The sequence below is a fragment of the Lentzea sp. NPDC058450 genome (assembly GCF_042721395.1).
GTDB lineage: Bacteria > Actinomycetota > Actinomycetes > Mycobacteriales > Pseudonocardiaceae > Lentzea.
In genome coordinates, this window is record NZ_JBHXLO010000050.1 from 1 (window position 1) to 22903 (window position 22903).

Genomic DNA, 22903 nt, shown 5'->3' on the forward strand with positions numbered 1-22903 from the left:
CCAGAGGTGGAAGACCGGTAACGGTTGGAGCTGACTGGTACTAATAGGCCGAGGACTTGTTACAAAGACGCTACGCATCCACTGTGCGGTTCTGGAAGAACCGAGCGGCAACCGATCGCCGCAGGTACAACTCCACAGAGTTTCGGTGATAATAGCGTTGGGGAAACACCCGGTCCCATTCCGAACCCGGTAGTTAAGCCCTTCTGCGCCGATGGTACTGCACTGGTTACGGTGTGGGAGAGTAGGTCGTCGCCGAACATTATTTCCGGAAGACCCTTGAGGGTCGAGTACATCAGTGCTCCCCTCAGGGGTCTTTTGGCGTGTTCAGGGGCAGGCGCTACGCCGGCTGGACAGCTATTTCGGTTGCGGGCGGTGGTCTGATGGACGACATGGACGCGGTTGTGCACCCAGACCTGGCGTCGTTCGACGCCGCCGCCCACGAACGGCTGACCGCCGATCCGGTGCGGAACACCGTCGCACTGACCTCCCTCCACCGCATCCGGCAGCTGCCGGCCGAGCTCCCGCCGACCCTGATCACGTTCCACGACAACGGAAAGGTGATCGGTTCGCTCGTCCGCACCCCGCCGTGGCCGTTCCAGACAGCCGATCTCCCGGTCGCCGCGGCAGAACTGGCGGTGCGAGTCATCACCGAGATCGACCCGGACGGCCCCGGTGTCACCGGACCGAAGGAGAGGTCTGAGGCGTTCGCCACAGCGTTCGCCGACGCCACCGGCAAGACCTACCGCGAATCCCTCGCCACCCGCCTCTACCGCCTCGGCACGCTCGCCCCGCCGACCGTCCCCGACTCCTGGCGCCTCGCCACCGAGGCCGACGTGGACCTCCTCGGCGCGTGGCGCAGGGAGTTCCTGATCGAAGCGGTCCCCGAGGCACCGAACGAGGGCACCACCGAAGCCATGCGCGGCTCCCTCAAGCTCGGCACAGGCCACGTCCTCTGGGAGAGCGACGGCACACCGGTCGCGTGGGCGTCGGGCAGCCTCCCGGAAGCCGGCATGACGAGGGTCGGCCCGGTCTACACCCCACCCGGACACCGCAGGCACGGCTACGGCGCCGCGGCCACCGCCGCCGTCACGCGGTGGGCACTCGACCAGGGCGCCGCGGACGTCCTGCTCTTCACCGACCTCACCAACCCGGTCTCGAACTCGATCTACCAGCGCATCGGCTACCGGCCGGTCGAGGACTGGGCCGAGTACTGGTGGCAGGACTAGCCGAACAGCTCGGGTGCCAGCGGGCGGTTGCGCACGTGCGACGAGAACACCAGTGACGTCGTCGTGTCGCCGTACCGCTGCATCACCTCGACGAGCTCCTCCAACTCCACCATCGACCGGCAGACGACGCGCAGCAGCCAGCAGTCGTCGCCGGTCACGTGATCCGCGTCGAGGACCTGCGGCAGCACCAGCACCTGCGAGCGGAACCGCGGCGTGTCCAACGACCGCACCCGCACGCGCACGATCGACTCGATCGGCAGCCCCAGCCGGGCCGGCGACACCACCGCGGTGAACCCGGTGATCACCCCCAGGGACTCCAGCCGGCGCACCCGTTCGGTCACGGCCGGCGCGGACAACGACACCTGCCGCCCCAGCTCCGTGAACGACATCCGCCCGTCCTGCTGGAGCAGCGACAGGATCTTCCAGTCCACCGCGTCGAGTTCCACCTGGAAATCATAGGGAGAACAGCCCGAACGCCTGGACTTCGTCATGTCCGCGCGCCGGAAACCCCAGCAGGATCAACGACATGACGAACGCACTGCGCTTCCCCGCCGCCGACCCGCGGACCGCCGCCGACCACTTCGCCGCCGAGCTCGCGTTCGAGGCCGACCCCGACGACGTGCACCGCGACCTGCAGGACGGCAACGTCACCGGCTACGTCCTGGTGGAGACGCGCGCACCCGAGGCGTTCGCCCAGGCCCGCATCCCCGGCGCGATCAACCTGCCCTACCGCGACCTCCCGGACACCCTCGACCTCGACCCGGACCTCGTCTACGTCTGCTACTGCGAGAGCTTCCAGTGCAACGCCGCCACCAAGGGAGCACTCGCGCTCGCCCAGCGGGGCTACCGGGTGAAGCGACTTTCCGGCGGCATCACGGCGTGGCGGAACGCGGGCTATCCGGTCGAGTCCGACCAGCTCGTCGGAGCAGTGGTAACCAAGGTCGCGTGTCACTGCTGACCGGCCTGGACCTAGGCTCAAGTGCGTGAACGCACCGCGCCTGCTCGTCCTGCAGCCCTCGCAGTCAGACCCGCTGGCCAAGCTCGGGGACTGGCTCGACGCCGAGGGCGTCGAGCTCGACCTCGTGCCGCTCAAGGACCAGCCCGCGCCGGAGAACCTCGACGGCTACGACGGCGTGATCTGCCTCGGCGGGGAGATGGGCGCGCTCGACGACCTCGACCACCCGTGGCTCGCGGACGCGCGCCGGCTGCTGTCCAGCGCGGTGGCGAAGAGACTGCCGACGCTCGCGATCTGCCTCGGCGCGCAGCTGCTCGCGGCCGCCACGGGTGGCCAGGTGCGCAAGGGTCCGCAGGGGCCGGAGGTCGGCGTGCTGCTCGTGGCCAAGCGGGACGCGGCGGGCATGGACCCGTTGTTCGAGGACCTGCCGTTCACGCCGGACGTCCTGCAGTTCCACAACGACGAGGTGCACCTGCTGCCGCCCGGCGCGGAACACCTCGCGGCTTCTCCCAAATACCCGAATCAGGCGTTTCGGGTAGGAGCGAGCGCTTACGGCCTCCAGTTCCACATCGAGACGACGCCGGAAATCGTCTTGAACTGGGCGGCCAAGGATCCTGATTCGGCCGCGTGTGCGCGGGCTCACCACTTCGACCAGGAGTTCCTCGAGCAGGCGCACCGCGACATCGAGGAGGTGTGGCAGCCGTTCGTCGCCCGCTTCGCGAAACTCGTTCGGGGAGAACTGTTGCCCGCGGGCGGGTTTGGCACACAACTTCCGTTGGTGTGACATAACTTTCGTAGGTTTTAAGACTTCCTCCGTTAGCGGTACCGTAACCTCCTGGACAGCTTGTTCGATCCAGCCGGAGGATCACTGTGGATCCCGCTCTCGTAGTGATAATCGTCGTCGTCACTGCTCTCATCTTCGACTTCACCAACGGATTCCACGACACGGCCAACGCCATGGCCACCTCCATCGCCACGGGTGCGCTCAAGCCCCGCACGGCGGTCGCGTTGTCAGCGGTGCTCAACCTCGTCGGCGCGTTCCTCTCCGTCGAGGTGGCCAAGACCATCTCCGGCGGCATCGTCGACGACGCCCAGATCACGCCCGCCATCATCTTCGGCGGGCTGGTCGGCGCGATCATGTGGAACCTCGTCACCTGGTACGCCGGGCTGCCGTCCAGTTCGTCGCACGCGTTGTTCGGCGGCCTGATCGGCGCGGCCTGGGTCTCGTCCGGTGTGGACGCCATCCACTTCGCCAAGGTCGTCGACAAGGTCCTGGTGCCCGCGATCGTGGCGCCGCTCGTCGCCGGCCTGGTCGCGGCCGCCGCCACGATCATCGTGTACCGCCTCAAGAAGGCGGCCGACCCGAAGGTCGCGCACAAGGGCTTCAAGGTCGGCCAGGTCGCGTCCGCCTCGCTGGTCTCCCTCGCGCACGGCACCAACGACGCGCAGAAGACCATGGGCATCATCACGCTCGCGCTGATCACGTCCGGCTCGCTCGCCCCCGGCTCCGGCCCGCCCACCTGGGTGATCGTCAGCGCCGGCGTCGCGATCGCGCTCGGCACGTACCTCGGCGGCTGGCGCATCACGCACACGCTGGGCCGCGGCCTCACCACCATCGAGCCCGCACAGGGCTTCGCCGCGCAGACCTCCACGGCCACGGCGATCCTCGCGTCCTCGCACCTCGGCTTCGCACTGTCCACGACGCACGTCGCGTCCGGCGGCATCATGGGCTCCGGCCTCGGCCGCGACCGGCGGGGCGTCAAGTGGGGCACCATGGGCAAGATGGCCGCGGGCTGGCTGCTCACCCTGCCCGCCGCGGGCATCGTCGGCGCGCTCGCCGGCAAGTGGGCGTCCACCGGCACGGTCGGGATCGTCGGCGTCGCCGTCATCGGTGGCGTGGTGTCCATCGGCATCTGGCTGCTGGCCCGCCGCGAGCCGGTGAAGCCCGAGCAGATCGTCGACGAGGTGGCCGCGCAGGCCGAACTGCACAAGGTGGCGGCATGAAGGTCGACTGGATGGCGCTCGTCCAGGTCTTCGGCGCCACGCTCCTCACCACGATCCTGGTCGTGACGTTGTTCGTCGTGGGCATCCGCTCGCTCTCCGGCGACAGGAAGGTGCCCGCGTACGCGAGCTTCGCCGGGTGCGTCGCCGTGGTGCTCTACGGGTTGTCTCTGATCGTCTTCTGACGTCGCGGAGCATAGGGTTGGCTCACAATGAGCGAACCTGTCCGCCACGCGTCTCCAGCCCGGTTCGGGCTCACCGAGCCGCGCAGCGAGGAAGTGCTGCGCGGCCTCGGCCTGTGGGCTGACCGCAGGCCCGCCGACGGCGCCGAGCCCGTGCTGTCCGCGTTGTCCCGCTGCCCCGATCCCGATCTCGCGCTGCGGGGCCTCGAACGCCTGCACGCCGCCGCCGACTGGGACGCCCTGTCGGCCGCGCTGCACGACGACGTGGCGGTGCGCGGGAGGCTGCTCGCCGTGCTCGGCTCGTCCACCGCGCTCGCCGACTTCCTCGTCGTGAACCCCGACCGGTGGCGTTCGCTGACCGACGACGTCGACGTGTCGCTGGAGCTGGGCGAAGGCGATGTGCTGCGCACGGAGTACCGGGCGAAGCTGCTGCTCGTGGCGGCCAACGACCTGGCGCACGTCGTGGAGCCGGAGTTGCCGTTCGTGCCGTACGACACGGTGGCCGAGCAACTGTCCGATCTGGCCGTGTCGGCGTTGCGGGCGTCGTTGAAGCTGGCCGAGGAGCGGGTGAACGGCGCTGACCGCTGCCGGCTCGCGGTGATCGCGATGGGCAAGTGCGGTGCGAACGAGCTGAACTACGTGAGCGACGTCGACGTCGTGTTCGTCGCCGAGGGCGAGCTCGGCGTGGCGACCCGGCTGGCCAGCACGATGATGCAGATCGCCGGGCAGTCGTGCTTCGAGGTCGACGCGGCGCTGCGGCCGGAGGGCAAGGCGGGCGCGCTGGTCCGGACCTTGGACGGGCACGCGTCGTACTACAAGAAGTGGGCGCGGACCTGGGAGTTCCAGGCGCTGCTGAAGGCAAGGCCGGTCGCCGGCGACGCCGAGCTGGGGCAGGCTTACCTCGACGTCGTGCGGCCGTACGTGTGGACGGCGGCGGAGCGCGAGAACTTCGTCGAGGACGTGCAGGCGATGCGCCGCCGGGTCGAGGACCACGTGCCGACGCCGTTGGCGGACCGGGAGCTGAAGCTCGGCCGCGGCGGGTTGCGCGACGTCGAGTTCGCCGTGCAGCTGCTGCAGCTCGTGCACGGCCGTTCTGACGAGGACCTGCGCATCCAGGCGACGACGGCCGCGTTGGCCGCGTTGGGCCAGGGCGGGTACGTCGGGCGTGAGGACGCGGCGGAGTTCGGGCGCTCGTACCGGTTCCTGCGCACGTTGGAGCACCGGCTGCAGTTGCAGCGGTTGCTGCGCACGCACCTCTTCCCTGCCGACGACGACGTGACCGCGTTGCGGTGGCTGGCGCGGTCGGTGGGGCTGGCGGCGGACGGGCGCAAGTCCGAGGGCCAGGTGCTGCTGGCGGAGTTCCGCAAGCACGCCAACCAGGTTCGGCGGCTGCACGAGAAGCTGTTCTACCGGCCGCTGTTGCAGTCCGTCGCCGGCGTGCCGACGGAAGCGTTGCGGCTCACCACCAAGGAGGCCGTGGCTCGTCTAGCGGCGTTGGGCTACACGTCGCCTGACGGCGCGTTGCGGCACATCCAGGCGTTGACGCAGGGGATGTCCCGGCGGGCGCGCATCCAGGGTGCGTTGCTGCCGGTGCTGCTGGACCTGTTCGCCGGCACGCCCGACCCGGACGGCGGGCTGCTCGCGTACCGGAAGGTGTCCGAGGCGCTCGCGGAAACCCCTTGGTACCTCAGGCTTCTGCGCGACGAGGGCGCGGTCGTCGAACGGCTCGCGGTGCTGCTCGGCACCTCGCGGCTGGTGCCGGACCTGCTCGTGCGCGCGCCGGAGGTGTTGCGGCTGCTCGCCGACACCGACGCGTTGGTCGGTGGCGACCCGCACGCGATCGGGAACCCGTTGCGCAGCGCCGTTTCCCGCTACGGGGAGGCGGCGCGGGCGATCGCGGCGGCGAGGTCGTTGCGGCGCCACGAGTTGCTGCGCATCGCGGCGGCGGACCTGCTCGGGTTCATGCCGCTGGAGACGGTGTGCGTGTCGCTGTCCGAGGTGTGGAGCTCGGTGCTGCAAAGCGCGCTGGACGCGGCGGTGCGCTCGTCCGGTGAGTCCGTCGCGGCGTTGTCGGTGATCGGCATGGGCCGGCTCGGCGGGCACGAGCTCGGGTACGGATCGGACGCGGACGTGCTGTTCGTGTGCCGGCCGCACGAGGGCGTGTCCGACGCCGACGCGGTGAAGTGGGCGAGCGGGGTCGTCGAGAAGATCCGGCGGCTGCTCGGCGCGCCGTCGCAGGACCCACCGTTGCAGGTCGACGCGGACCTGCGGCCGGAGGGACGGCAGGGGCCGCTGGTGCGGACGCTGGACTCCTACCGCGCGTACTACCGGCAGTGGGCGGAGATCTGGGAGAAGCAGGCGTTGCTGCGGGCCCGGTTCATCGCGGGCGACGCCGCGCTGGGTGCCGACTTCGAGGCGTTGATCGAGCCGTTGCGGTACCCGGCGGACGGGCTGGACGCGGTGTCGGTGCGGGAGATCCGGCGGATCAAGGCGCGGGTCGACGCGGAACGGCTGCCGCGCGGCGCGGACCCGAGCACGCACACCAAGCTCGGCCGCGGCGGGCTCGCGGACGTCGAGTGGACCGTGCAGCTGTTGCAGCTCCAGCACTCCGGTGCGGTGCCCGGCCTGCGCACACCGTCCACAATGGGCGCGATGGCCGCCGCCGTCGAGGCGGGGCTGCTGGCGGAGGAGGACGCGGCGTCGCTGACGGCGGCGTGGAACCTGGCGACGCAGGCACGCAACGCCGTGACGCTGGTGCGGGGCAAGGCGTCCGACCAGCTGCCGACGTCCGGGCGCGATCTCGTCGCGGTGGCGTCGGTGATGGGGCACGAGCCCGGCGGTGACCCGGGGGAGTTCCTCGAGGAGTACCGCAGGACCACCCGTCGTGCGCGTGCGGTCGCGGAGCGTGTCTTCTACGGTGAGAAACCGTGAAAGCGATCGCGTTGACCCAGTTCGGCGACGCCGAGGTCATGTCGTTGCAGGAGTTGCCCGACCCGCTGCTCGGGCCCGACCAGGTGCTGGTGGAGGTGCGCGCGGCCGGGGTGAACCCGGTGGACTTCAAGATCAGAGCCGGGTACCTGAGCGGGCTCATGCCGCACCACCTGCCGCTGATCCCCGGTTGGGACGTCTCCGGCGTCGTGCGGGCCGTCGGCATCGGCGTGCAGGACTGGAAGCCCGGCGACGAGGTGCTCGCGTACGCCCGCAAGGACCACGTCCAGTTCGGCGCCTACGCCGAGTTGATCTCGTTGCCGGACCGGCTGGTCGCGCGCAAACCGTCCACCGTGGACTTCGTGACGGCCGCGGCGCTGCCGTTGGCGGGGCTGACCGCGTTGCAGGCGCTGAAGGCCGTCGGAACCGGTTCCGGAGACGTCGTCCTGGTGCACGCGGCCGCCGGTGGCGTCGGGCACCTCCAGGTGCAGATCGCGCGTGAGCTCGGCGCGTCCCGGGTGATCGGGACCGCCTCGCCGCGCAACCACGACTTCGTGCGCTCGCTCGGCGCGGAGCCCGTCGCGTACGGAGACGCGCTGGTCGACGCGGTGGCGGAGCTCGTCGGCGGCGACGGCCAGGTGGACGTGGTGATCGACAACGCCGGCGGGCTCGCGTTCGACCAGTCGTTGCAGCTGGTCCGCGACCGGGCGCGAATGACGTCCATTGTGGACGGACCGCGGGCGCTGGAGAACGGTGTGGTGAACACCTGGGCCCGGCCGAACGCGGAGCAGACGCAGTGGCTCGTGGACCTGGTCGCCGAGGGGCGGTTGCGCGTCGAGGTGCAGCAGACTTTTCCCTTGGCGGAGGCCGTTAAGGCGCACAAGCTGCTCGAAGGTGGCCATGTGCGTGGAAAAGTCGTGCTGACGGTCTGAAATCTTCAGCTATTTCTTCAGGTTCGGGGGCACTCCTGATGGGGTGCCCCCGGTTCTGGAACTGCTCAGTCCTCGTCGGAGTCGGGGTCCACCGCCGGAGCGCTGGTGTAGACCTCGACCACCCACTCCTCCTCCAACGCTTCCGCGTCGTCGACGTCGGGCACGAGCCGGTTGTAGACGCGGACACCGAGGTCGAGCACGTCAGCGGCCTGAACCGCTTCGAGAGCATCTCCCGCGGAGTCGAAGATGTGGGTGGTGAGCAGCTGCGGAGCCGTGAATTCGGCGACATCTTGAGACACGCGCGGACACTAGCGCATTGACGTTTCACCCAATCGAGATGAGACTAGGCGCGCCCAGAGGGGGAGCTGTGGGCATCCCGGGGTTCAACGAAGGAAGTCATGCAGCATCGTCGGGTCACGCGCGGAACGAAGACCGCGGTCACGATCGCGGGTGTTGCCGTTGGTGTGCTCGCGCTACTCGGCGTGATCCAGTTTGCACTCAGTGGTGAGAATTCGGCCGCTCAGCCGAACACGACCGCGACGACCACTACGTCGAACGGCGTCGAAACCCCTGAGGGCGTACTGGAAACGACCGAGCCGTCGGCCGAGGTGAAGGTCGGGACGGGCTCGTTCAAGCAACAGCGAGGCATGCTGACCATAGAGGTCAACCGCGTCGAGGTCGCGAACAGCCGCGTCAAGCTCTTCGTGACGGCCACGAACGCCTCCCAGGCCCGCATGACCCTCCCCGTCGTCGGAATCGCCGTCGTGGACGATCTGAACCGCACCTACGCGGCGTCGAGCAGCAAGTGGGAAGGCCCCGTCATCCAGGGCACCACCTCCACGGGCATCGTCGTGGTGGACGAGAAGCTCGGTGCCGGTGTGAACTCGCTCACCCTGACGTTCTCGTCGATCTCCGGCCAGTTCGCGCCGACCGGCGCCGCGATCACGGTCACCGGAATCCCGCTGCCGAAGTGACTTTCCGACAGGACCGGGCACGCCTAGTCTTCCGGCCGTGAAATTCCTGTTCTTCTGGGGACACCAACCCGAACGTGACGGCACCATCGGCAAGGGATGCCTGTCGCAGTGGTGGCCGTGCACGTTCTCCGTCGACGGCCAGACCTTCACCTCCGCCGAGCACTACATGATGTGGCGCAAGGCGATGCTCTTCAACGACGTCGACATCGCCACTCAGGTGCTGGCCGCCCGCACCTCGGCCGAGGCCAAGTCGCTGGGCCGCCAGGTAGCCGATTTTTCCGACGCGGCGTGGGTTTCCGCGCGCCTGGACATCGTCGTGGAAGGCAACCTGGCCAAGTTCGGCCAGGACCCCTCACTGCGTTCCTACTTGCTGGGCACGGGTTCCAGGGTGCTGGTCGAGGCCAGCCCGCAGGACCGCGTGTGGGGCATCGGCCTCGTGGCCACCGACCCGCGCGCTCTCGACCCGTCGCAGTGGCTAGGCCTCAACCTGCTCGGCGAGGCCCTGATGGAGGTCCGCGCGAAGCTCGCGGCGTGAGAAACGCGTGAGGGCTCAGTCCTCTTGGGATCAACGCGGGAATCCCGTTGAACGGCAAGCGGTCCCGCATCCGTGTACATGTCGACGCCGACCTGACAGGGAGAACCGCGATGTTCAGCTATTCCGGCCCGGCCCGCCTCGTCTACGCGGACGGCAACGCGGTCGAGCTGGACCGGGTCGACCTGATCGAGACGGTGGACGACGCCGGCATGTGGCAGCTGTCCGGTGCGGGCTCGGCCGCGGAGGAGCTGACCGGCGGGGAGGCGCGCATCAAGCTGCCGACCGGCGGCGAGGCGGACGTGCTGGTGTCGAACGTGCGGGTGAGCGAGGGCATGAACGGCGTCTCGTCGAAGGCGACGCTGCTGGGGGTCTAGGCGCTGTCCTGCAAGTTCATCGGGCGACAGTGGCGGCCGAGGGCCCCGGAGGCGCACCGCCTCCGGGTCTCTCGCCCGCGCCTCTCACCTGACGAACTTGCAGGACAGCGCCTAGACAGCCGGAAGGCCCGGCAGGAACTCCTGCCGGGCCTTCCAGGTGAAGCTCAACCGATCACACGTCGTAGGTTTGCCACCGGTCGGCGACTAGCTGCGGTTCGCGCTATCGCACCTAGTCTGACCTGCTCGTTTGTTCTCGACGTTTGCCGTCGTTGATCGACGCTGATCCACGTCTGACGGCCTGAAGACGGCCTGATCTTGTGTCTGTGCCGACGGGCCATGACTCGATCGTGTCCACGAGTCGTGGGGCAGACTTCGGCGTCATGTCCCACACGTTGAAGCAGCTGCGCGCAATGACTGACGAAGAGATCGAGCAGGCTCACGACCACCTCGCCAAGAACACGTCTGTGGGTATCAACTACTACCTTGACGAGCTGAGCAGGCGGTCGTTCGAGCGTGCCGCTGCCGCTTCGAATCGTGCCGCTGAAGCGGCTCTTGACGAGGCTAGGGCGTCACGAGCGCTCGCAAAGGCCAATCTTTGGATCGCTGGATCGGCTTTCGTTGTGGCAATCATTGCCATCGTGGTGCAGCTCGCCACCGCTGGCTAGCACCCGGACTCGGTGGCCGTTGACGCGGAGCGTTGACGGGCGTCGATCGCCGTGCCCAGCTCCATCAGCTCAATCACGGCGCGATCGTCCCGACCGACGTTCGCTGACGGCTCATGATGTCGGTTCCGTCGTCGGCGGCGTGCTGCCACGCCACCGCAGGGACCGCGCCGCCGTGGCCGGCGGGCGGAGCGAAGCGGGAGCCCGACGTGCCCGGATGAATGCGGGCCACGCTGGCAGGTGACCGGCCCGCCGCGCGCCGCCGACGGCGGCGCCTTGATCCCATAGAGCTGAATTCAGCAGTGCGCAAAGTTCGGCCTGGTTCGTTAAGCCATGTGGTGTCGCCGTCGGCAATATTCGATCTCGCTGGCCACGTGCTGGCCCTACAGTAGATCTGTGAACGGTCAACGTACGGAGACGTCGGGCCCTCTTGCAGGGCACGTCCGAAGGGGACGCCGATACCTATCGCCACTCGTGGCGACCGGTGTTCTCAACATGGGCGACTGGGTGCGGGACGACCTGCCTGATCTTCTGTGGCCCGCGCTCACACTTGTCGACCTTGGAACTTCTGAGGCTGTTCGCTTCGTACGGTGGCAAGGGGCCGTCCAGAAGGATCTTGCTGGATTGGTGGAGCCTGAAGCGCTGGCAGATGGTCTGGATGGGCGACTCACAAGCCTGGACAAGCTGGCTGAATTGCACCCGGATGCGCGGGAAATTATTAAGCGCCGTGCGGTTGAGCATGGGATCCTGCCCATGCAGGTTGCAAAGGCACTGGCTTCCTATCCTGAACGACCCGCGGCATGGTTGACGGACATTGAACTGGAGTCGCCTGGCCAAGAGGAGATAAATCTTCTTGCCAAGGCGGTCATGCAGGCTGTTGGCGATGGTCACCGGGAGGCGATTATCAAGTGTCTCTCGATCTGGAGTTCAGTCCAGGCTGGCCAGTTTCGTGCTGACGGAACGACCATAGATCTTCTTCGTGTCTATCCGAATGATGCGGAGGCGCTGTCGAAGACCGACACGGTAGTCCGGGCTTCTTGGGGTGCGCGGAAGGGGCTCGAATTGTACCGAGACGCCGCTCGCTACGATTCGGCCATTCGATGGGCAAAGACGTTCTGGGACGTGAACTCGATGACGAGTCGATGTATTCGTCGTCGCGAAGTTGAGGAGTCGGTGTTGGCGGATTCGGACCCTGAGTCGAGCGTTGAAGATGGGGATTCTGGGGTCGGCGAAGGAGTCGATCTACAGCGCTTCGCGACGGGCCTGTTTTCTAGCTACATTGAGGCTTTGGAGACTGCGCCGGCACGCCTTTATGATCAGGAGTGCCAGGAAGTTAACGCCGGCCTGGTGGCTAGGGCTGCTAGGGAAGTGATTACGGCTCTTGGCAACCCGGATCTCTGGTGCTTGGAGCATGGGGCGCATGTCGGCCGAATGCTTGTGGAAGTAAGGATCTACGTTGAGTGGATGGCCAAGCAAGATCCGGCGATCTACCGCGCCTTCCAAGAGTATGGCGCGGGAAAGGCGAAGCTGTACTCCAGGCTGATGTCCGAGATTCCTCAGGACTGGCTGCGTCCTGGAGTTAGTGAAGCGATAGACGAGCTCAACCGTCTTAGTCATAACGATGAAGTGATTGATCATCGAGTGGTAGACACGCGAGACTCATTCGCGGGCGGGAAGTCGCTTCGTGCGATGGCGGAGGAATCTGGTCTGATCGACCTCTATCGCCACGCTTATTACATTTCTAGCGGGGTGACGCACTCTGAGTGGTGGTCGATAGAGACGCACTGCATGGAGCGCTGCATGAATATCCTGCATCGCGCACACCTGATTCCAAGCCTATCGCTCTCGGCGGGGAATAAGTCCGCGCTGGCGATGTCATGGGTTGAGTCGCTTCATGCGTTGATTCGAGTTAGTCTTCGCATTCTGGAAACCGACGAGGATGCTGTTAATAGCGCTTTTTCCTGGATGTCCACTGAGGGTGAATCGGAAACAGGGCAAGCGGAATAATTTATCAGACGATCGACTGTACGAGTGAAAGTATCTGATTCACCACGCCTGGTGCGGATGCAATGGTGTGTTCAGACTTGCTCGTGTGGTCGGCGCCGGAGCTGTCCATGACGACTGCTCCGGCTTCGCGTGCGATGAGGATGCCCGCTGCTAGGTCTAGTGGCTTGTTTGAAAGGACGATCGCGCTGTCAACACGGCCTTCGGCAAGCCAGGCAAGGTCGTGGGCGGCAGACCCGAACATCCGGACGCGCTCGACCTGGGCAGCAAGCGCGGCGGTGAGGGCGATCCGCTGACGGTTCTTGTCGGCGGCGTCCTCGCCAAGTGCGTAGTCACCGATTGCCACGATGGACTTGGACAGCTCTGTCGTCTTGCTCGCTTCGAGCTTCTTGCCGTTGACGAACGCGCCTCCGCCAAGAACGGCGGAGTAGTGAAGATCCAAGTAGGGCAACGAGATCACGCCGATCACCGTGCGGTCACCCTGGATCAGTGCCAGGGAGCAGCCACACAGGGGCACGCCGTGGACGAAGTTGGCCGTGCCGTCGATCGGGTCCAGGCCCCACACGTAAGGACTGCCGGCGCCTGCTTCGCTACGGCCCTCCTCCTCGCCCACGAAACCGATCTCCGGTGTCGCGTCTGCGAGGTACGCGCGAACCTCGCGCTCAATCCGAACGTCCACCTCGGTGAAGGTGTCGCGGTCTGTCTTCTCCGTGACGGTGTGCGGGCGAGTGTTCTTGATCAGCTCATTGCCGAGTCGGACGGCACTCCTGGCCACGTCCGCCAGATGGTCGAGCTGGTGCATCAAGCAACCTCCTGTGCGCGATCCCACATGGAGTCAAAGACCTGGGCGAACGTCGTGTAGAGACCCGGCATGGCCTCGTTCTTCTCGATGACCATCGTCGGGGACTCAACTCCGCGGGCGTCCGGCAGATACGACTGCACGATGCATTTCCGCTGGTCAATGATGGTGATGTTGAAGCGAAGCGGCTCGTCGTAGACGCGAATGCCGAGTGATCCCACTGTACCCGCAGACACCTTCGAGCCCACGCGGCGGATCGCCTCGATGTTCAAGCGCGTGAGGGTGCTGAGGTGCCCGTCCGGCAAGCCTTCCTCACGCTCGCGGGCCGCTGTGTAGGTGCCGTTCGGGTCGAGGAACAACGCCTTTATGACCGTGCCCTGCTCGATCGCGTCGAGGATGCTCCGGTCTGAGTACTGCTGGCAGAACATGTTCAGCGAGAGGCCGGCCATGTAGATCTCCTGCGCCCCGTCGAACAACGTGCGCGGGGTGACGTTGTGCAGGAACTCGGTCCTCGTCGGGTAGACGGCCGTCAGGTCTGCAAGGCGGGTCTGCTGCGGAAGCTGCACCGGACGCGGAGCGGGGTGGGCGGGCGCGGCGTCTCGTTGGGGAGCGGTCACCAAGCTGTCGCCGTCGCCGTCGTGGGGTTCGAGTAGCTGCTGGGCGCTCCAGCCGGGAAACATCTTCTCCAAGATCCGGCAGTGGTCCGCGTACGGCAAGCCTTGCAGGTCGCCGGACATCCAGCGGTAGAACTGAGCCTTGCTCGGCCACTTGCCGATGAGGTCGCTGTCCAGTTGCTTCGCGACGCGGTCGTACTCCTTGCGGAACGTCGTGTAGCCCTGCATGTGTCGCTGTCGCAGGAGCACCTTCAACAGCGTCGATTCGGCGGCCATGAGCCCTCCCCCGTGGTGAGACGAGACCACGCTACCAGCGGGACGAGACAAAGAAGAGACTATCTGAGCCTTCGGCGCGCCAGACGAGACCTCGGCGGAACTCAGACGGGACGAAACGGCTCCGACTCTGAATGTGCAACGCCCGTTAGGGCAAACAGCCGCAGATGAGCGGCCCCTTCAGAGGAGCACATCATGGGCATCACAAAGGGCCACCGGTTCCCGGTCTCGTTCGATGACGCTTTCCCACAAGGCCTCGTCATGGTGGGTGAGGTCGCCCCGGACACGGAGTACCAGACCCGCGACGAGAAGAACGCCGGCCGACCGGTGCGGCAGCGCATCGACGAGTCGACGGGCAAGCGCCAGTGGAAGGTCTCGGTCACGGACCCGAGTGAGCCCAACGCCAAGCGCAAGAGCTTCGAGATCACGTTCCTCGCGGACGTCCAGCCTGTGCCGACCACCGGTGAGGTGCTGCCGGGGATGCGACCGATCGAGCTGGACGGGCTCACTGCTGAGCCGAAGGTTGCGGGGAACGGCGAGTTCAAGTACCAGAGCTACATCTACCGGGCATCGGGCTTCCGAGCCTCGGGCAAGTCGGCGGGCACTCCGCCGCAGGTGAGCAAGGGTGGCGCTGGAGTCACTGACTCCTCCAAGGCGGCGTAACCCGTGTCGGAGTTCGACTTGCTCGCATCCCAGTGGGAGGACGCCTACCGCGCCTACACGGCGGCGGAGGACGCCAACCGTTACGCGGGTGCGGTCGATCCGGAGAAAGTTGCTCGCCTGGCTGTCAGTTGCCGGGAGGTGGCGTCGGTCTGGCGAAACCTCGCGGCGCTGCCCAAGACCGACTGGTGGGCCAAAGCGGCTGCTCTCCACGCGGCCGACATGTTCGAGCACCACGCGGCGGCGACAGAGACGCGAACTCTCGGATGGCAGGAGGGGCGATGATGATCAAGCTTCTGCTTGCTCCAGGGCCTGGCGCGGCGGCTGACATCGTGCCGTGGCCGGACGAGGCCGCTGCGGGTTACTGCCTGCGGCTGAACCTGGACCCGTCGCAGATTGCCATCCACGTGCCGGATGGCCCGGACGGTGAGCAGTTGTTGGCGGCCTTCCTGCGGAAGTTGTCGCAGCATGCCGGGTTGCTGGCCGCCGTGCTGGAACCCAAGAGCGGTACGGGCTGGGTCGGCGGCATGCCGGACAAGCTCTGAACGGTCGTCAGAACGACGCTGCAAGTGATCAACAACTGAAGACCCGATGTTGGTGTGTCGCACGGGAAACAGTCGAAAGTCTTTGGCGGGCCTCGACTGCTTCCCGGCGATTCACACCGACTCGAACAGCCATGTATTCGTTGGGACACAAGGGGATTCGAGTCATGCAGAGCGTATCGCCACACTCGTGTGGCACGTCAAGCGGGGCCGGTCGTCCATCCGTGTGGAAGCTGCCGAACGGTCGGCAGTGCCCCACATGCCATCGATTCGGCATCTACGCCCCTGGGCAGATCAAGTGCTGCATTTGCCTGGGCTGGCTACCGCTCATCTTCGTCACGGTCATCGCGAACGGCGGTGAGGCGTGATGGCGGGGAACAGGTGGGTTGATCCCGCTCCGTTCGAGGGTGTCCGGCCTCGTCTCCCGTGGTGGTTCTTCCTTCCACGGTGGGTGAAGGTCGTGTTCCTGCCGGTCGCGCTGGTGTTCCTGAGCTGCTGGCTGGCCGTGCGCCTGGTCGCGCTCGCGCTGCGGTACCCCGTGGCCGTGATCGGCGGCCTTGCGGTCTACCTGATCTACATCCACTTCGGGTTGTGGGTGCTGGTCCTCGTCGCGCTGACGCTCACTGGCGGACTGGTGATCTGGGCAGGGCTTCACCGGCCGTCGTACGTCCGGCACGTCTGGTTCCGCGTGCTGACTGAGTGGCGGCGTGCCACGGTCTACGTGCCGCAGTGGCGGACCGTGACGCGGCTGGCGGACTTGTCCAAAGACAGTCGGGGCAAGGAGTACCGCCCGAAGCTCGGCCGCGTGCGCTCGGAAGGCTGGCGGGATCGGGTGCGGGTCAGGATGGTTCCCGCGCAGTCACCGGACCAGTGGGAGGCCAGGCGGGACAACCTGGCGCACTCGTTCAACGCCAAGTCATGCCGGGTGCGCGTCCTGCGGCCTCGGGTGTTGGAACTCGACTTCATCCACTCTGACCCGCTCGGCCGGCCGGTCCTCGTTCCCGCGCTGACTGACGACGTGGCGGCGGTGAACCTCAAGCGGGTCGTCGTGGGCGAGACGGAGACAGGCCGGCCGTGGTCGCTGCGGCTGCTCGGGTCTCAGCTCCTCGTCGTGGGCGTGCCCGGTGCTGGCAAGGGCTCGGTGCTGTGGTCGATCGTGTGGCAGCTCGCCCCGGCCATTCGTGCGGGACTCGTGCGCCTGGTGGGCATCGACCCCAAGGGCGGGATGGAGCTCGGCCAGTGCCCGGACGCCTTCGCGAAGGTCGTCTACGACAACGGTCCTGATGCCGTGGCACTGCTGGAGGAAATCGCCACTGAGGTCAGGGAGAGGGCATCTCGGTACCGGGGTGTTCGGCGGCTGTGGGCGCGTTCGACGGGTGAGCCGTTCACGGTCCTGATCGTGGACGAACTGGCGGACGTGATCGCCTACCAAACGGACAAGAACCTGCGGGATCGAGCTGCTCGGGCGGTGCAGACGATCACCTCGCAGGGACGCGCTCCTGGGTTTGCGGTCGTCGCTCTGGTCCAGGACCCGCGCAAGGAAATCGTCGGGTTCCGGCACCTCTTCACCACGCGCGTTGCGCTGCGGCTCGATGAGCCGGTTCAGGTGGACATGGTCCTGGGCGACGGCGTCAGGCAGCGCGGTGCGGCGGCTCATGAGATCAGCGAGAACACCCCCGGTGTCGCCTGGGTCAAGCAAGACGGCCGCCGGGAACCGGAGCGGGCTCGGGCCTTCCACGTCACGGACGCGGACCTGGTCGAGCTGGCCCTGTTCTTCACCGCAGAGGACGCGACGGTCCACGAGTTCCCCGGACGTCCGGACGGCACGGAAGGGATGGCGGCGTGATGACCAACGAACAGTCCACTACAGACGCTGTTAACGTCGTTCCTGCTGTGCCGCTTGATGTTGCGGGCATGAGGTCGGCTGAGCGGGCACGGTTGCCGCTCACGCTAGACGTGGTGAAGGCGGCTGCGGAACACCACGGCGTGTGCACCCGGCCTGTGGTCCGTGAGGTGGTTGACCTCGACACCGGAGAAGTGCGCATCGTCGCGGTGCGGTGCAACTCCACTCAGGCGAGCAAGTGCCAGGCCTGCGCGGACCGCAACCGCAAGTCCCGCATGGCCCAGTGTCGAGAGGGCTGGCACCTCGACCACGAGCCCGTAGCCGAACGGGAAGCGCCTTCAACTGACCAGGTCGAGTTGGTGACGTACCGCTCGGACCTGACGGCGGAGTACCGGAAGGCGGCGGCAGAAGGTGCGTTGGACCAGGTCGATGACCTGCGGGAAGCCATCCGGGAAGCGGACGCTGACCTGCGTGGGGAGGGTGTCCGCGGCAACCTTCCATCGGTCGATCTACCTGCGAAAACAGCTCCGATTCGGTCCACGCGCCGACGTCAGGACGCCCCCAACCTGCCTCGGCGCAAGGTGGACAAGCGCACGGTGGGCAGGGAGTTCGCGGGCAAGTACCGGCCGTCCACCTTCGTCACGCTCACCCTCGACACCTACGGCAAGGTGCGCGAGGACGGCTCCCCGGTCGATCCGTCGACGTACGACTACCGCCGTGCTGCTCGGGACGCGGTGCACTTCGCGTCGCTGGTCGACCGGTGGTGGCAGAACCTGCGGCGGGTCGTCGGGTTCGACGCGCAGTACTTCGGCACGGTCGAGCCTCAGAAGCGGATCACGCCTCACGCGCACTTCGCGGTGAGGGGCGCGATCCCGCATCGGGTCATCCGCGAAGTCACGGCGGCCACCTACCTCCAGGTGTGGTGGCCCAGCCACGACGAGATCAAGTACAGCGGCGACCAGATGCCGGTGTGGGACTCGCAGTTGATGGGGTTCGTGGACCCGGAGACGCGCGTACAGCTCACGCCGTGGGCTGATGCTGTCGCTGATCTCGACGCTCCGGCACACGTGGCTGAGTTCGGTGCACAGGTCCACTCCAAGGGAATCCTCGGCGGCAGCGAGGAAGCCGGACGCCACATCGGCTACCTGACCAAGTACCTGGTCAAGTCGATCTCCGAGGTGGTGCACGCGGACGCGTCGTCTCGGGCCTCCGATCATGCTGACCGGTTGGCGGCAGAGCTGGCTGTCACGCCTTGCTCGGACCGGTGCGCGGTCTGGCTGGCCTACGGGGTTCAGCCCAAGGGCGCTCACTCCCGGATGGCTCCGGGTCGCTGCCGGTCCAAAGCACATCGAAGGGAGACGCTCGGCTTGCCCGGCCGGCGTGTGCTCGTGTCACGGCGTTGGTCGGGGAAGACCCTCGCCGAACACAAGTCCGACCGTGCGGCCTTCGTCAAGGAAGCCCTTGCGGCGGCAGGCATCGCCAAGCAGGAGACCGACCGGACGCGGCTGATGTGGTCGCCGGTTCAAGCGGGTGACCCGCACGTTCCCGGCCGCGCCGAACTGCTCATGCAGATGGTCGCGCAACGGCTCAAGTGGAAGGCGGAGTACGACCAGGCGCAAGCCGTCCTGGCCGTCCTGCCTCGCCCTGCGCCAGATGTTTCAGCAACTTCGGTACAAGCGGCTTGATCCGGGGGGATCTCATGTCGAACGTCGAACCGCTATGGACAGTGGAAGACCTCTCGGCCTTCCTCGGGGTGCCTGTGCACACGATTCGTGGGTGGCGGACCAAGCACTACGGCCCTCCTGCACGTCGGGTGGGCAAACACCTTCGTTGGGACCCGGCCAAGGTGCGCGAGTGGTTCAGCAGCGCTGAAGCGGCCTGACAGCACTCGAATTCGAACAAGGGGAGAAGACTGTCATGGGCCACATCCAAGACCGCTGGTGGACCGTCAAGGACGGCGTGCGAGAGAAGACTTCTTTGCATGGCAAGGGATTGCGCTACAAGGTGCGCATCCCGTTGCCGGGCGGCGGTGAGCGAACGAAGTCGTTTCCCGATCGCCAGAAGGCTGCGGCGGAAGCCTTTCTGCACGAGATGGAGAACGACAAGAACAAGGGGACGTACCTCGACCCCGACGCCGGGAAGATCGCGTTCAGGAAATACGCGGAGGAACACTGGCTCGACGGGCAGACGTTCGATGAGTCGACGCGTGAGCAGGTTGAGATCCGGCTCAAGCTCCACGTCTTCCCATACTTCGGGGACGACGAACTGCGCGTGATCCTGCCGTCCACGATCCAGACGTGGGACCGCAAGCTCCAGAAGAAGGGCCTGGCGGAGACCTACCGTCGAACGATCTTCGCCAACGTTTCAGCAATCTTCACGGCGGCCGTGGATGACGAGCGCATCCGCAAGAACCCGTGCAACGCCAAGTCCGTGAAGAAGCCACGTGGCGAGTACCCGAAGATCGTTCCTTGGGAGCCCGAACGAGTTCACGCGGTCCGGTCCTCGATCGGAGAGCGGTACCGCGTCGGCGTGGACCTGGGCGCGGGTGCAGGCCTGCGGCAGGGAGAGGTCTTCGGCTTCTCGCCGGACGACGTGGATGAGTCGGAGGGTGTCCTTCACGTCGTACGTCAGATCAAGATCGTGCGCGGCAAGATGATCTTTGCTCCGCCGAAGCATGGGAAGACTCGGGACGTACCTCTGGCCAGCAGCCTGGGGAAGTCGATCGACGCGCACGTTCAGAAGTTCGAGCCGCTTCCGATCACGCTGCCGTGGGGGACTCCTGACGGCAAGCTCGTGACGGTGCCGCTGTTGATCTACACGCGGGAGTCGAAACAGATCTACCGGCACTCGTTCAACCACCACGTGTGGAAGCCCGCGCTTGTAGAAGCCGGCGTGCTTGCCCCCGGACGCGCGGAAGGCTTCCACGCGCTGCGGCACTTCTTCGCGTCGATGCTCCTGGAGCAGGGCATCAGCATCAGGTCGCTGGCGGAGTTCCTCGGCCACGCTGACCCGGCGTTCACGCTCCGGGTCTACACCCACCTGATGCCGTCGAGCTTCGAGCGGGCTCGGTTGGCGATAGATAAAGGAATGGCGTCCGCGAGATGACTTCAGGCATGTGCATCTGTGGTGGCCTAGGGGTGCCTGGCCCGTTGAGGTCAGTTGCTGTCCTCTCCGTTGAGCTCAGCCCTCATCGAGTCTGCCAATGCTTGCAGACTCCGTTCGATTGCGGGCAAGTCAAAGTCGGCCTCGTCGCCACCGGAAGCAAGCTCGAAGGTGGCTACATCCATCAAATCGACTTGATCATCAACTCTCTGCCACATCTGTTGGGAGACAAGCCGTACCCGGCCAACGAGAATGTCAACATTCCGCCTGGGTTCGATCTCATCGTGCGGCGCATTGATCCAGTTGAGCCACTGATCGATGCTATTCCGCTGTCCGGAGTTGTTCGAGAGTTGATCTACGTTGACGGCCTTGAGGTCCTTGAGCCAGCGGTCAAGGCTGCCGATCAGGTTGGAGTACAGCTCGCTCTTGTGCATCGTGAACCGGTGGCGATCTTCGCGCTTCCACAACTCCGCGCGGTTCTCTCGTTCCCGTTGAGTTTGCAGCCACTGTCCGTAGTGGACGCCAATCAGGGCGAACATCGCAGCAAGGACTGCGGCCGCCGCTCCGGCAAGAAGTACCCAAGGGTTAGGCATGTGGGCACACTAGGAGAGTTGCTCCGTAGCGGGCGGCAAGACACAAAGGCCGAGGGCCGGGCGACTGAGACAGTCACCCGGCCCTCGGCCTTGGTCGATCAGGCGGCCTCTCCTGGAAGCGGCCTGACGGCGGCCTCTCCACACCGGACGGCCTGGAGACGGCCTGGCTGGGGCTTCAACCGGTGAAACGGCTGGTCAAAGCCCTGCGCCGATCACACGTCGTAGTAGAGCGCGAACTCGTAGGGGTTCGGGCGCAGACGCAGCGGGTCGATCTCCTGCTCGCGCTTGTACGAGATCCAGGTGTCGATGACGTCCGGCGTGAACACGCCGCCCTCGAGCAGGAACTCGTGGTCCGCCTCGAGGTTGTCCAGCACCGCGTCGAGGGTGGCCGGCACCTGCTTGACGTCGCGGGCCTCCTCGGGCGGGAGCTCGTAGAGGTCCTTGTCGATCGGGGCCGGCGGCTCGATCTTGTTCTTCACGCCGTCGAGGCCCGCCATGACCATCGCCGAGAAGGCGAGGTACGGGTTGCCCGACGAGTCGGGGCAGCGGAACTCGATGCGCTTGGCCTTCGGGTTGTTGCCCGTGATCGGGATGCGGACGCACGCCGAGCGGTTGCGCTGGGAGTAGACCAGCGAGACCGGGGCCTCGTAGCCCGGGACCAGGCGGTGGTACGAGTTGACCGTCGGGTTGGTGAAGGCCAGCAGCGACGGCGCGTGGTGCAGGATGCCGCCGATGTAGTGGCGGGCGGTGTCGGACAGGCCCGCGTAGCCGCTCTCGTCGTGGAACAGCGGCGCGCCGTCCTTCCACAGCGACTGGTGCGTGTGCATGCCCGAGCCGTTGTCGCCGAACAGCGGCTTCGGCATGAAGGTGACGGACTTGCCGGCCTGCCAGGCGGTGTTCTTGATGATGTACTTGAACAGCATCAGGTCGTCCGCGGCGTGCAGCAGCGTGTTGAACTTGTAGTTGATCTCGGCCTGGCCGCCGGTGCCGACCTCGTGGTGGGCGCGCTCGACGGTGAAGCCCTGGGCCTCCATGTTGAGGACCATCTGGTCGCGCAGGTCGGCGTAGTGGTCGTTCGGGGTGACGGGGAAGTAGCCGCCCTTGTACTTGACCTTGTAGCCGAGGTTGCCGCCCTCTTCCTCACGGCCGGTGTTCCACCAGCCGGAGACCGCGTCGATCTTGTGGAACGCGGAGTTGGCGGTCGTGTCGAACTGCACCGAGTCGAAGATGTAGAACTCGGCCTCGGCGCCGAAGTACGCCGTGTCGGCGATGCCGGAGTCGGTGATGTACTGCTCGGCCTTGCGCGCGATGTTGCGCGGGTCGCGGCTGTACGCCTCACGCGTGAACGGGTCGTGCACGAAGAAGTTCACGATCAGCGTCTTCTCGATCCGGAACGGGTCGAGGCGCGCGGTGTAGAGGTCGGGCAGCAGGAGCATGTCCGACTCGTGGATCGACTGGAAGCCGCGCACGGAGGAGCCGTCGAAGGCGAGACCCTCTTCGATGGCGTCAGCGTCGAACGCCTTGGCGGGCAGCGTGAAGTGCTGCATCACGCCGGGCAGGTCGCTGAACCGCACGTCGACGAACTTGACGCCCTCGTCGGTGATGAACTTCAGCACCTCGTCGGAATTCTTGAACACCCTCGTCGACTCCTTGACTATGGACAACGGCTTGTCATCACGAGCGACCGTATGACGACGGTGTTGC

Annotated in this window: 26 protein-coding genes and 1 rRNA gene; 20 read left to right on the forward strand and 7 right to left on the reverse strand. The window is 66.3% G+C overall.

Features of this window, described 5'->3' with window-relative positions; genetic code table 11:
* The first annotated feature begins 141 nt into the window (after nucleotides 1–141).
* Both rrf and ACFWNN_RS43230 read left to right on the forward strand, forming a co-directional pair.
* A 5S ribosomal RNA gene (gene rrf, locus ACFWNN_RS43225) occupies nucleotides 142–258 on the forward strand.
* A gap of 131 nt (nucleotides 259–389) precedes the next feature.
* On the forward strand, nucleotides 390–1226 hold the full coding sequence (locus tag ACFWNN_RS43230; RefSeq protein WP_382445803.1) for a GNAT family N-acetyltransferase: 837 nt from the start codon (nucleotides 390–392) through the stop codon (nucleotides 1224–1226).
* Here the strand turns inward: ACFWNN_RS43230 and ACFWNN_RS43235 are convergent.
* A complete protein-coding gene (locus ACFWNN_RS43235) occupies nucleotides 1223–1672 on the reverse strand; it encodes an Lrp/AsnC family transcriptional regulator (RefSeq protein WP_382445804.1) in 450 nt (149 codons plus the stop codon). The genes ACFWNN_RS43230 and ACFWNN_RS43235 overlap by 4 nt on opposite strands.
* Nucleotides 1673–1752: 80 nt before the next feature.
* Between ACFWNN_RS43235 and ACFWNN_RS43240 the strand changes: the two genes are divergently transcribed.
* From ACFWNN_RS43240 to ACFWNN_RS43265, 6 genes are all read left to right on the forward strand, one after another.
* Nucleotides 1753–2184 (forward strand): rhodanese-like domain-containing protein, encoded by a 432-nt coding sequence (locus ACFWNN_RS43240; protein ID WP_382445805.1) that lies wholly within the window; start codon nucleotides 1753–1755, stop codon nucleotides 2182–2184.
* Between the two features lie 25 nt (nucleotides 2185–2209).
* Nucleotides 2210–2965 (forward strand): type 1 glutamine amidotransferase, encoded by a 756-nt coding sequence (locus tag ACFWNN_RS43245; RefSeq protein ID WP_382445806.1) that lies wholly within the window; start codon nucleotides 2210–2212, stop codon nucleotides 2963–2965.
* Between the two features lie 86 nt (nucleotides 2966–3051).
* Nucleotides 3052–4185, forward strand: coding sequence for an anion permease (locus ACFWNN_RS43250; protein ID WP_382445807.1), 1134 nt, complete (start codon nucleotides 3052–3054; stop codon nucleotides 4183–4185).
* On the forward strand, nucleotides 4182–4367 hold the full coding sequence (locus ACFWNN_RS43255; protein ID WP_382445808.1) for a hypothetical protein: 186 nt from the start codon (nucleotides 4182–4184) through the stop codon (nucleotides 4365–4367). The genes ACFWNN_RS43250 and ACFWNN_RS43255 overlap by 4 nt, the downstream gene beginning before the upstream one ends.
* 27 nt (nucleotides 4368–4394) lie before the next feature.
* Entirely contained in the window at nucleotides 4395–7295 is a 2901-nt protein-coding gene (locus ACFWNN_RS43260) for a bifunctional [glutamine synthetase] adenylyltransferase/[glutamine synthetase]-adenylyl-L-tyrosine phosphorylase (RefSeq protein WP_382445809.1), read from the forward strand.
* Nucleotides 7292–8224 carry an NADP-dependent oxidoreductase gene (locus tag ACFWNN_RS43265; protein WP_382445810.1) on the forward strand — a complete coding sequence of 311 codons (933 nt, stop codon included), beginning with the start codon at nucleotides 7292–7294 and terminating at the stop codon, nucleotides 8222–8224. Before ACFWNN_RS43260 ends, ACFWNN_RS43265 begins: the two co-directional genes overlap by 4 nt.
* 65 nt (nucleotides 8225–8289) lie before the next feature.
* Here the strand turns inward: ACFWNN_RS43265 and ACFWNN_RS43270 are convergent, their stop codons facing one another.
* Nucleotides 8290–8523, reverse strand: a complete 234-nt coding sequence (locus ACFWNN_RS43270; RefSeq protein ID WP_285637667.1) for a hypothetical protein — start codon at nucleotides 8521–8523, stop codon at nucleotides 8290–8292.
* 348 nt (nucleotides 8524–8871) lie between these two features.
* Between ACFWNN_RS43270 and ACFWNN_RS43275 the strand changes: the two genes are divergently transcribed.
* The 4 genes from ACFWNN_RS43275 (at nucleotide 8872) to ACFWNN_RS43290 (ending at nucleotide 10772) form a co-directional block, all read left to right on the forward strand.
* On the forward strand, nucleotides 8872–9198 hold the full coding sequence (locus ACFWNN_RS43275; protein WP_382445811.1) for a hypothetical protein: 327 nt from the start codon (nucleotides 8872–8874) through the stop codon (nucleotides 9196–9198).
* Between the two features lie 37 nt (nucleotides 9199–9235).
* Nucleotides 9236–9733, forward strand: a complete 498-nt coding sequence (locus ACFWNN_RS43280; protein ID WP_382445812.1) for an NADAR family protein — start codon at nucleotides 9236–9238, stop codon at nucleotides 9731–9733.
* A 110-nt stretch (nucleotides 9734–9843) separates the two neighbouring features.
* Nucleotides 9844–10107 carry a hypothetical protein gene (locus ACFWNN_RS43285; protein ID WP_382445813.1) on the forward strand — a complete coding sequence of 88 codons (264 nt, stop codon included), beginning with the start codon at nucleotides 9844–9846 and terminating at the stop codon, nucleotides 10105–10107.
* Between the two features lie 380 nt (nucleotides 10108–10487).
* Nucleotides 10488–10772 (forward strand): hypothetical protein, encoded by a 285-nt coding sequence (locus tag ACFWNN_RS43290; protein WP_382445814.1) that lies wholly within the window; start codon nucleotides 10488–10490, stop codon nucleotides 10770–10772.
* Between the two features lie 73 nt (nucleotides 10773–10845).
* Here ACFWNN_RS43290 and ACFWNN_RS43295 read toward each other — a convergent pair whose 3' ends face one another.
* Nucleotides 10846–11001 carry a hypothetical protein gene (locus tag ACFWNN_RS43295; RefSeq protein WP_382445815.1) on the reverse strand — a complete coding sequence of 52 codons (156 nt, stop codon included), beginning with the start codon at nucleotides 10999–11001 and terminating at the stop codon, nucleotides 10846–10848.
* 263 nt (nucleotides 11002–11264) lie between these two features.
* Here ACFWNN_RS43295 and ACFWNN_RS43300 point away from each other — a divergent pair, with 263 nt between their 5' ends.
* Nucleotides 11265–12776, forward strand: a complete 1512-nt coding sequence (locus ACFWNN_RS43300; protein WP_382445816.1) for a DUF5677 domain-containing protein — start codon at nucleotides 11265–11267, stop codon at nucleotides 12774–12776.
* A gap of 4 nt (nucleotides 12777–12780) precedes the next feature.
* Here ACFWNN_RS43300 and ACFWNN_RS43305 read toward each other — a convergent pair whose 3' ends face one another.
* Nucleotides 12781–13575 (reverse strand): inositol monophosphatase family protein, encoded by a 795-nt coding sequence (locus ACFWNN_RS43305; RefSeq protein ID WP_382445817.1) that lies wholly within the window; start codon nucleotides 13573–13575, stop codon nucleotides 12781–12783.
* A complete protein-coding gene (locus ACFWNN_RS43310) occupies nucleotides 13575–14462 on the reverse strand; it encodes a DUF5919 domain-containing protein (RefSeq protein ID WP_382445818.1) in 888 nt (295 codons plus the stop codon). Before ACFWNN_RS43310 ends, ACFWNN_RS43305 begins: the two co-directional genes overlap by 1 nt.
* A gap of 192 nt (nucleotides 14463–14654) precedes the next feature.
* Between ACFWNN_RS43310 and ACFWNN_RS43315 the strand changes: the two genes are divergently transcribed.
* From ACFWNN_RS43315 to ACFWNN_RS43345, 7 genes are all read left to right on the forward strand, one after another.
* A complete protein-coding gene (locus ACFWNN_RS43315; RefSeq protein ID WP_382445819.1) occupies nucleotides 14655–15122 on the forward strand; it encodes a hypothetical protein in 468 nt (155 codons plus the stop codon).
* A 3-nt stretch (nucleotides 15123–15125) separates the two neighbouring features.
* Nucleotides 15126–15404, forward strand: a complete 279-nt coding sequence (locus tag ACFWNN_RS43320; protein ID WP_382445820.1) for a hypothetical protein — start codon at nucleotides 15126–15128, stop codon at nucleotides 15402–15404.
* On the forward strand, nucleotides 15404–15664 hold the full coding sequence (locus ACFWNN_RS43325) for a hypothetical protein (protein WP_382445821.1): 261 nt from the start codon (nucleotides 15404–15406) through the stop codon (nucleotides 15662–15664). The genes ACFWNN_RS43320 and ACFWNN_RS43325 overlap by 1 nt, the downstream gene beginning before the upstream one ends.
* A 457-nt stretch (nucleotides 15665–16121) precedes the next feature.
* Complete coding sequence (locus ACFWNN_RS43330; RefSeq protein WP_382445822.1) at nucleotides 16122–17507, forward strand: FtsK/SpoIIIE domain-containing protein; 1386 nt, start codon at nucleotides 16122–16124, stop codon at nucleotides 17505–17507.
* 68 nt (nucleotides 17508–17575) lie between these two features.
* Nucleotides 17576–19189: a replication initiator gene (locus ACFWNN_RS43335; protein ID WP_382445823.1), complete on the forward strand. Its 1614-nt coding sequence runs from the start codon at nucleotides 17576–17578 to the stop codon at nucleotides 19187–19189.
* Between the two features lie 14 nt (nucleotides 19190–19203).
* Nucleotides 19204–19386 (forward strand): helix-turn-helix domain-containing protein, encoded by a 183-nt coding sequence (locus ACFWNN_RS43340; RefSeq protein WP_382445824.1) that lies wholly within the window; start codon nucleotides 19204–19206, stop codon nucleotides 19384–19386.
* Nucleotides 19387–19421: 35 nt separating this feature from the next.
* Nucleotides 19422–20609, forward strand: coding sequence for a tyrosine-type recombinase/integrase (locus ACFWNN_RS43345; protein WP_382445825.1), 1188 nt, complete (start codon nucleotides 19422–19424; stop codon nucleotides 20607–20609).
* A 50-nt stretch (nucleotides 20610–20659) separates the two neighbouring features.
* Here the strand turns inward: ACFWNN_RS43345 and ACFWNN_RS43350 are convergent, their stop codons facing one another.
* Complete coding sequence (locus tag ACFWNN_RS43350; RefSeq protein WP_382445826.1) at nucleotides 20660–21199, reverse strand: hypothetical protein; 540 nt, start codon at nucleotides 21197–21199, stop codon at nucleotides 20660–20662.
* 212 nt (nucleotides 21200–21411) lie between these two features.
* Complete coding sequence (glnA, locus tag ACFWNN_RS43355; RefSeq protein ID WP_285637677.1) at nucleotides 21412–22836, reverse strand: type I glutamate--ammonia ligase; 1425 nt, start codon at nucleotides 22834–22836, stop codon at nucleotides 21412–21414.
* Nucleotides 22837–22903 lie beyond the last annotated feature (67 nt).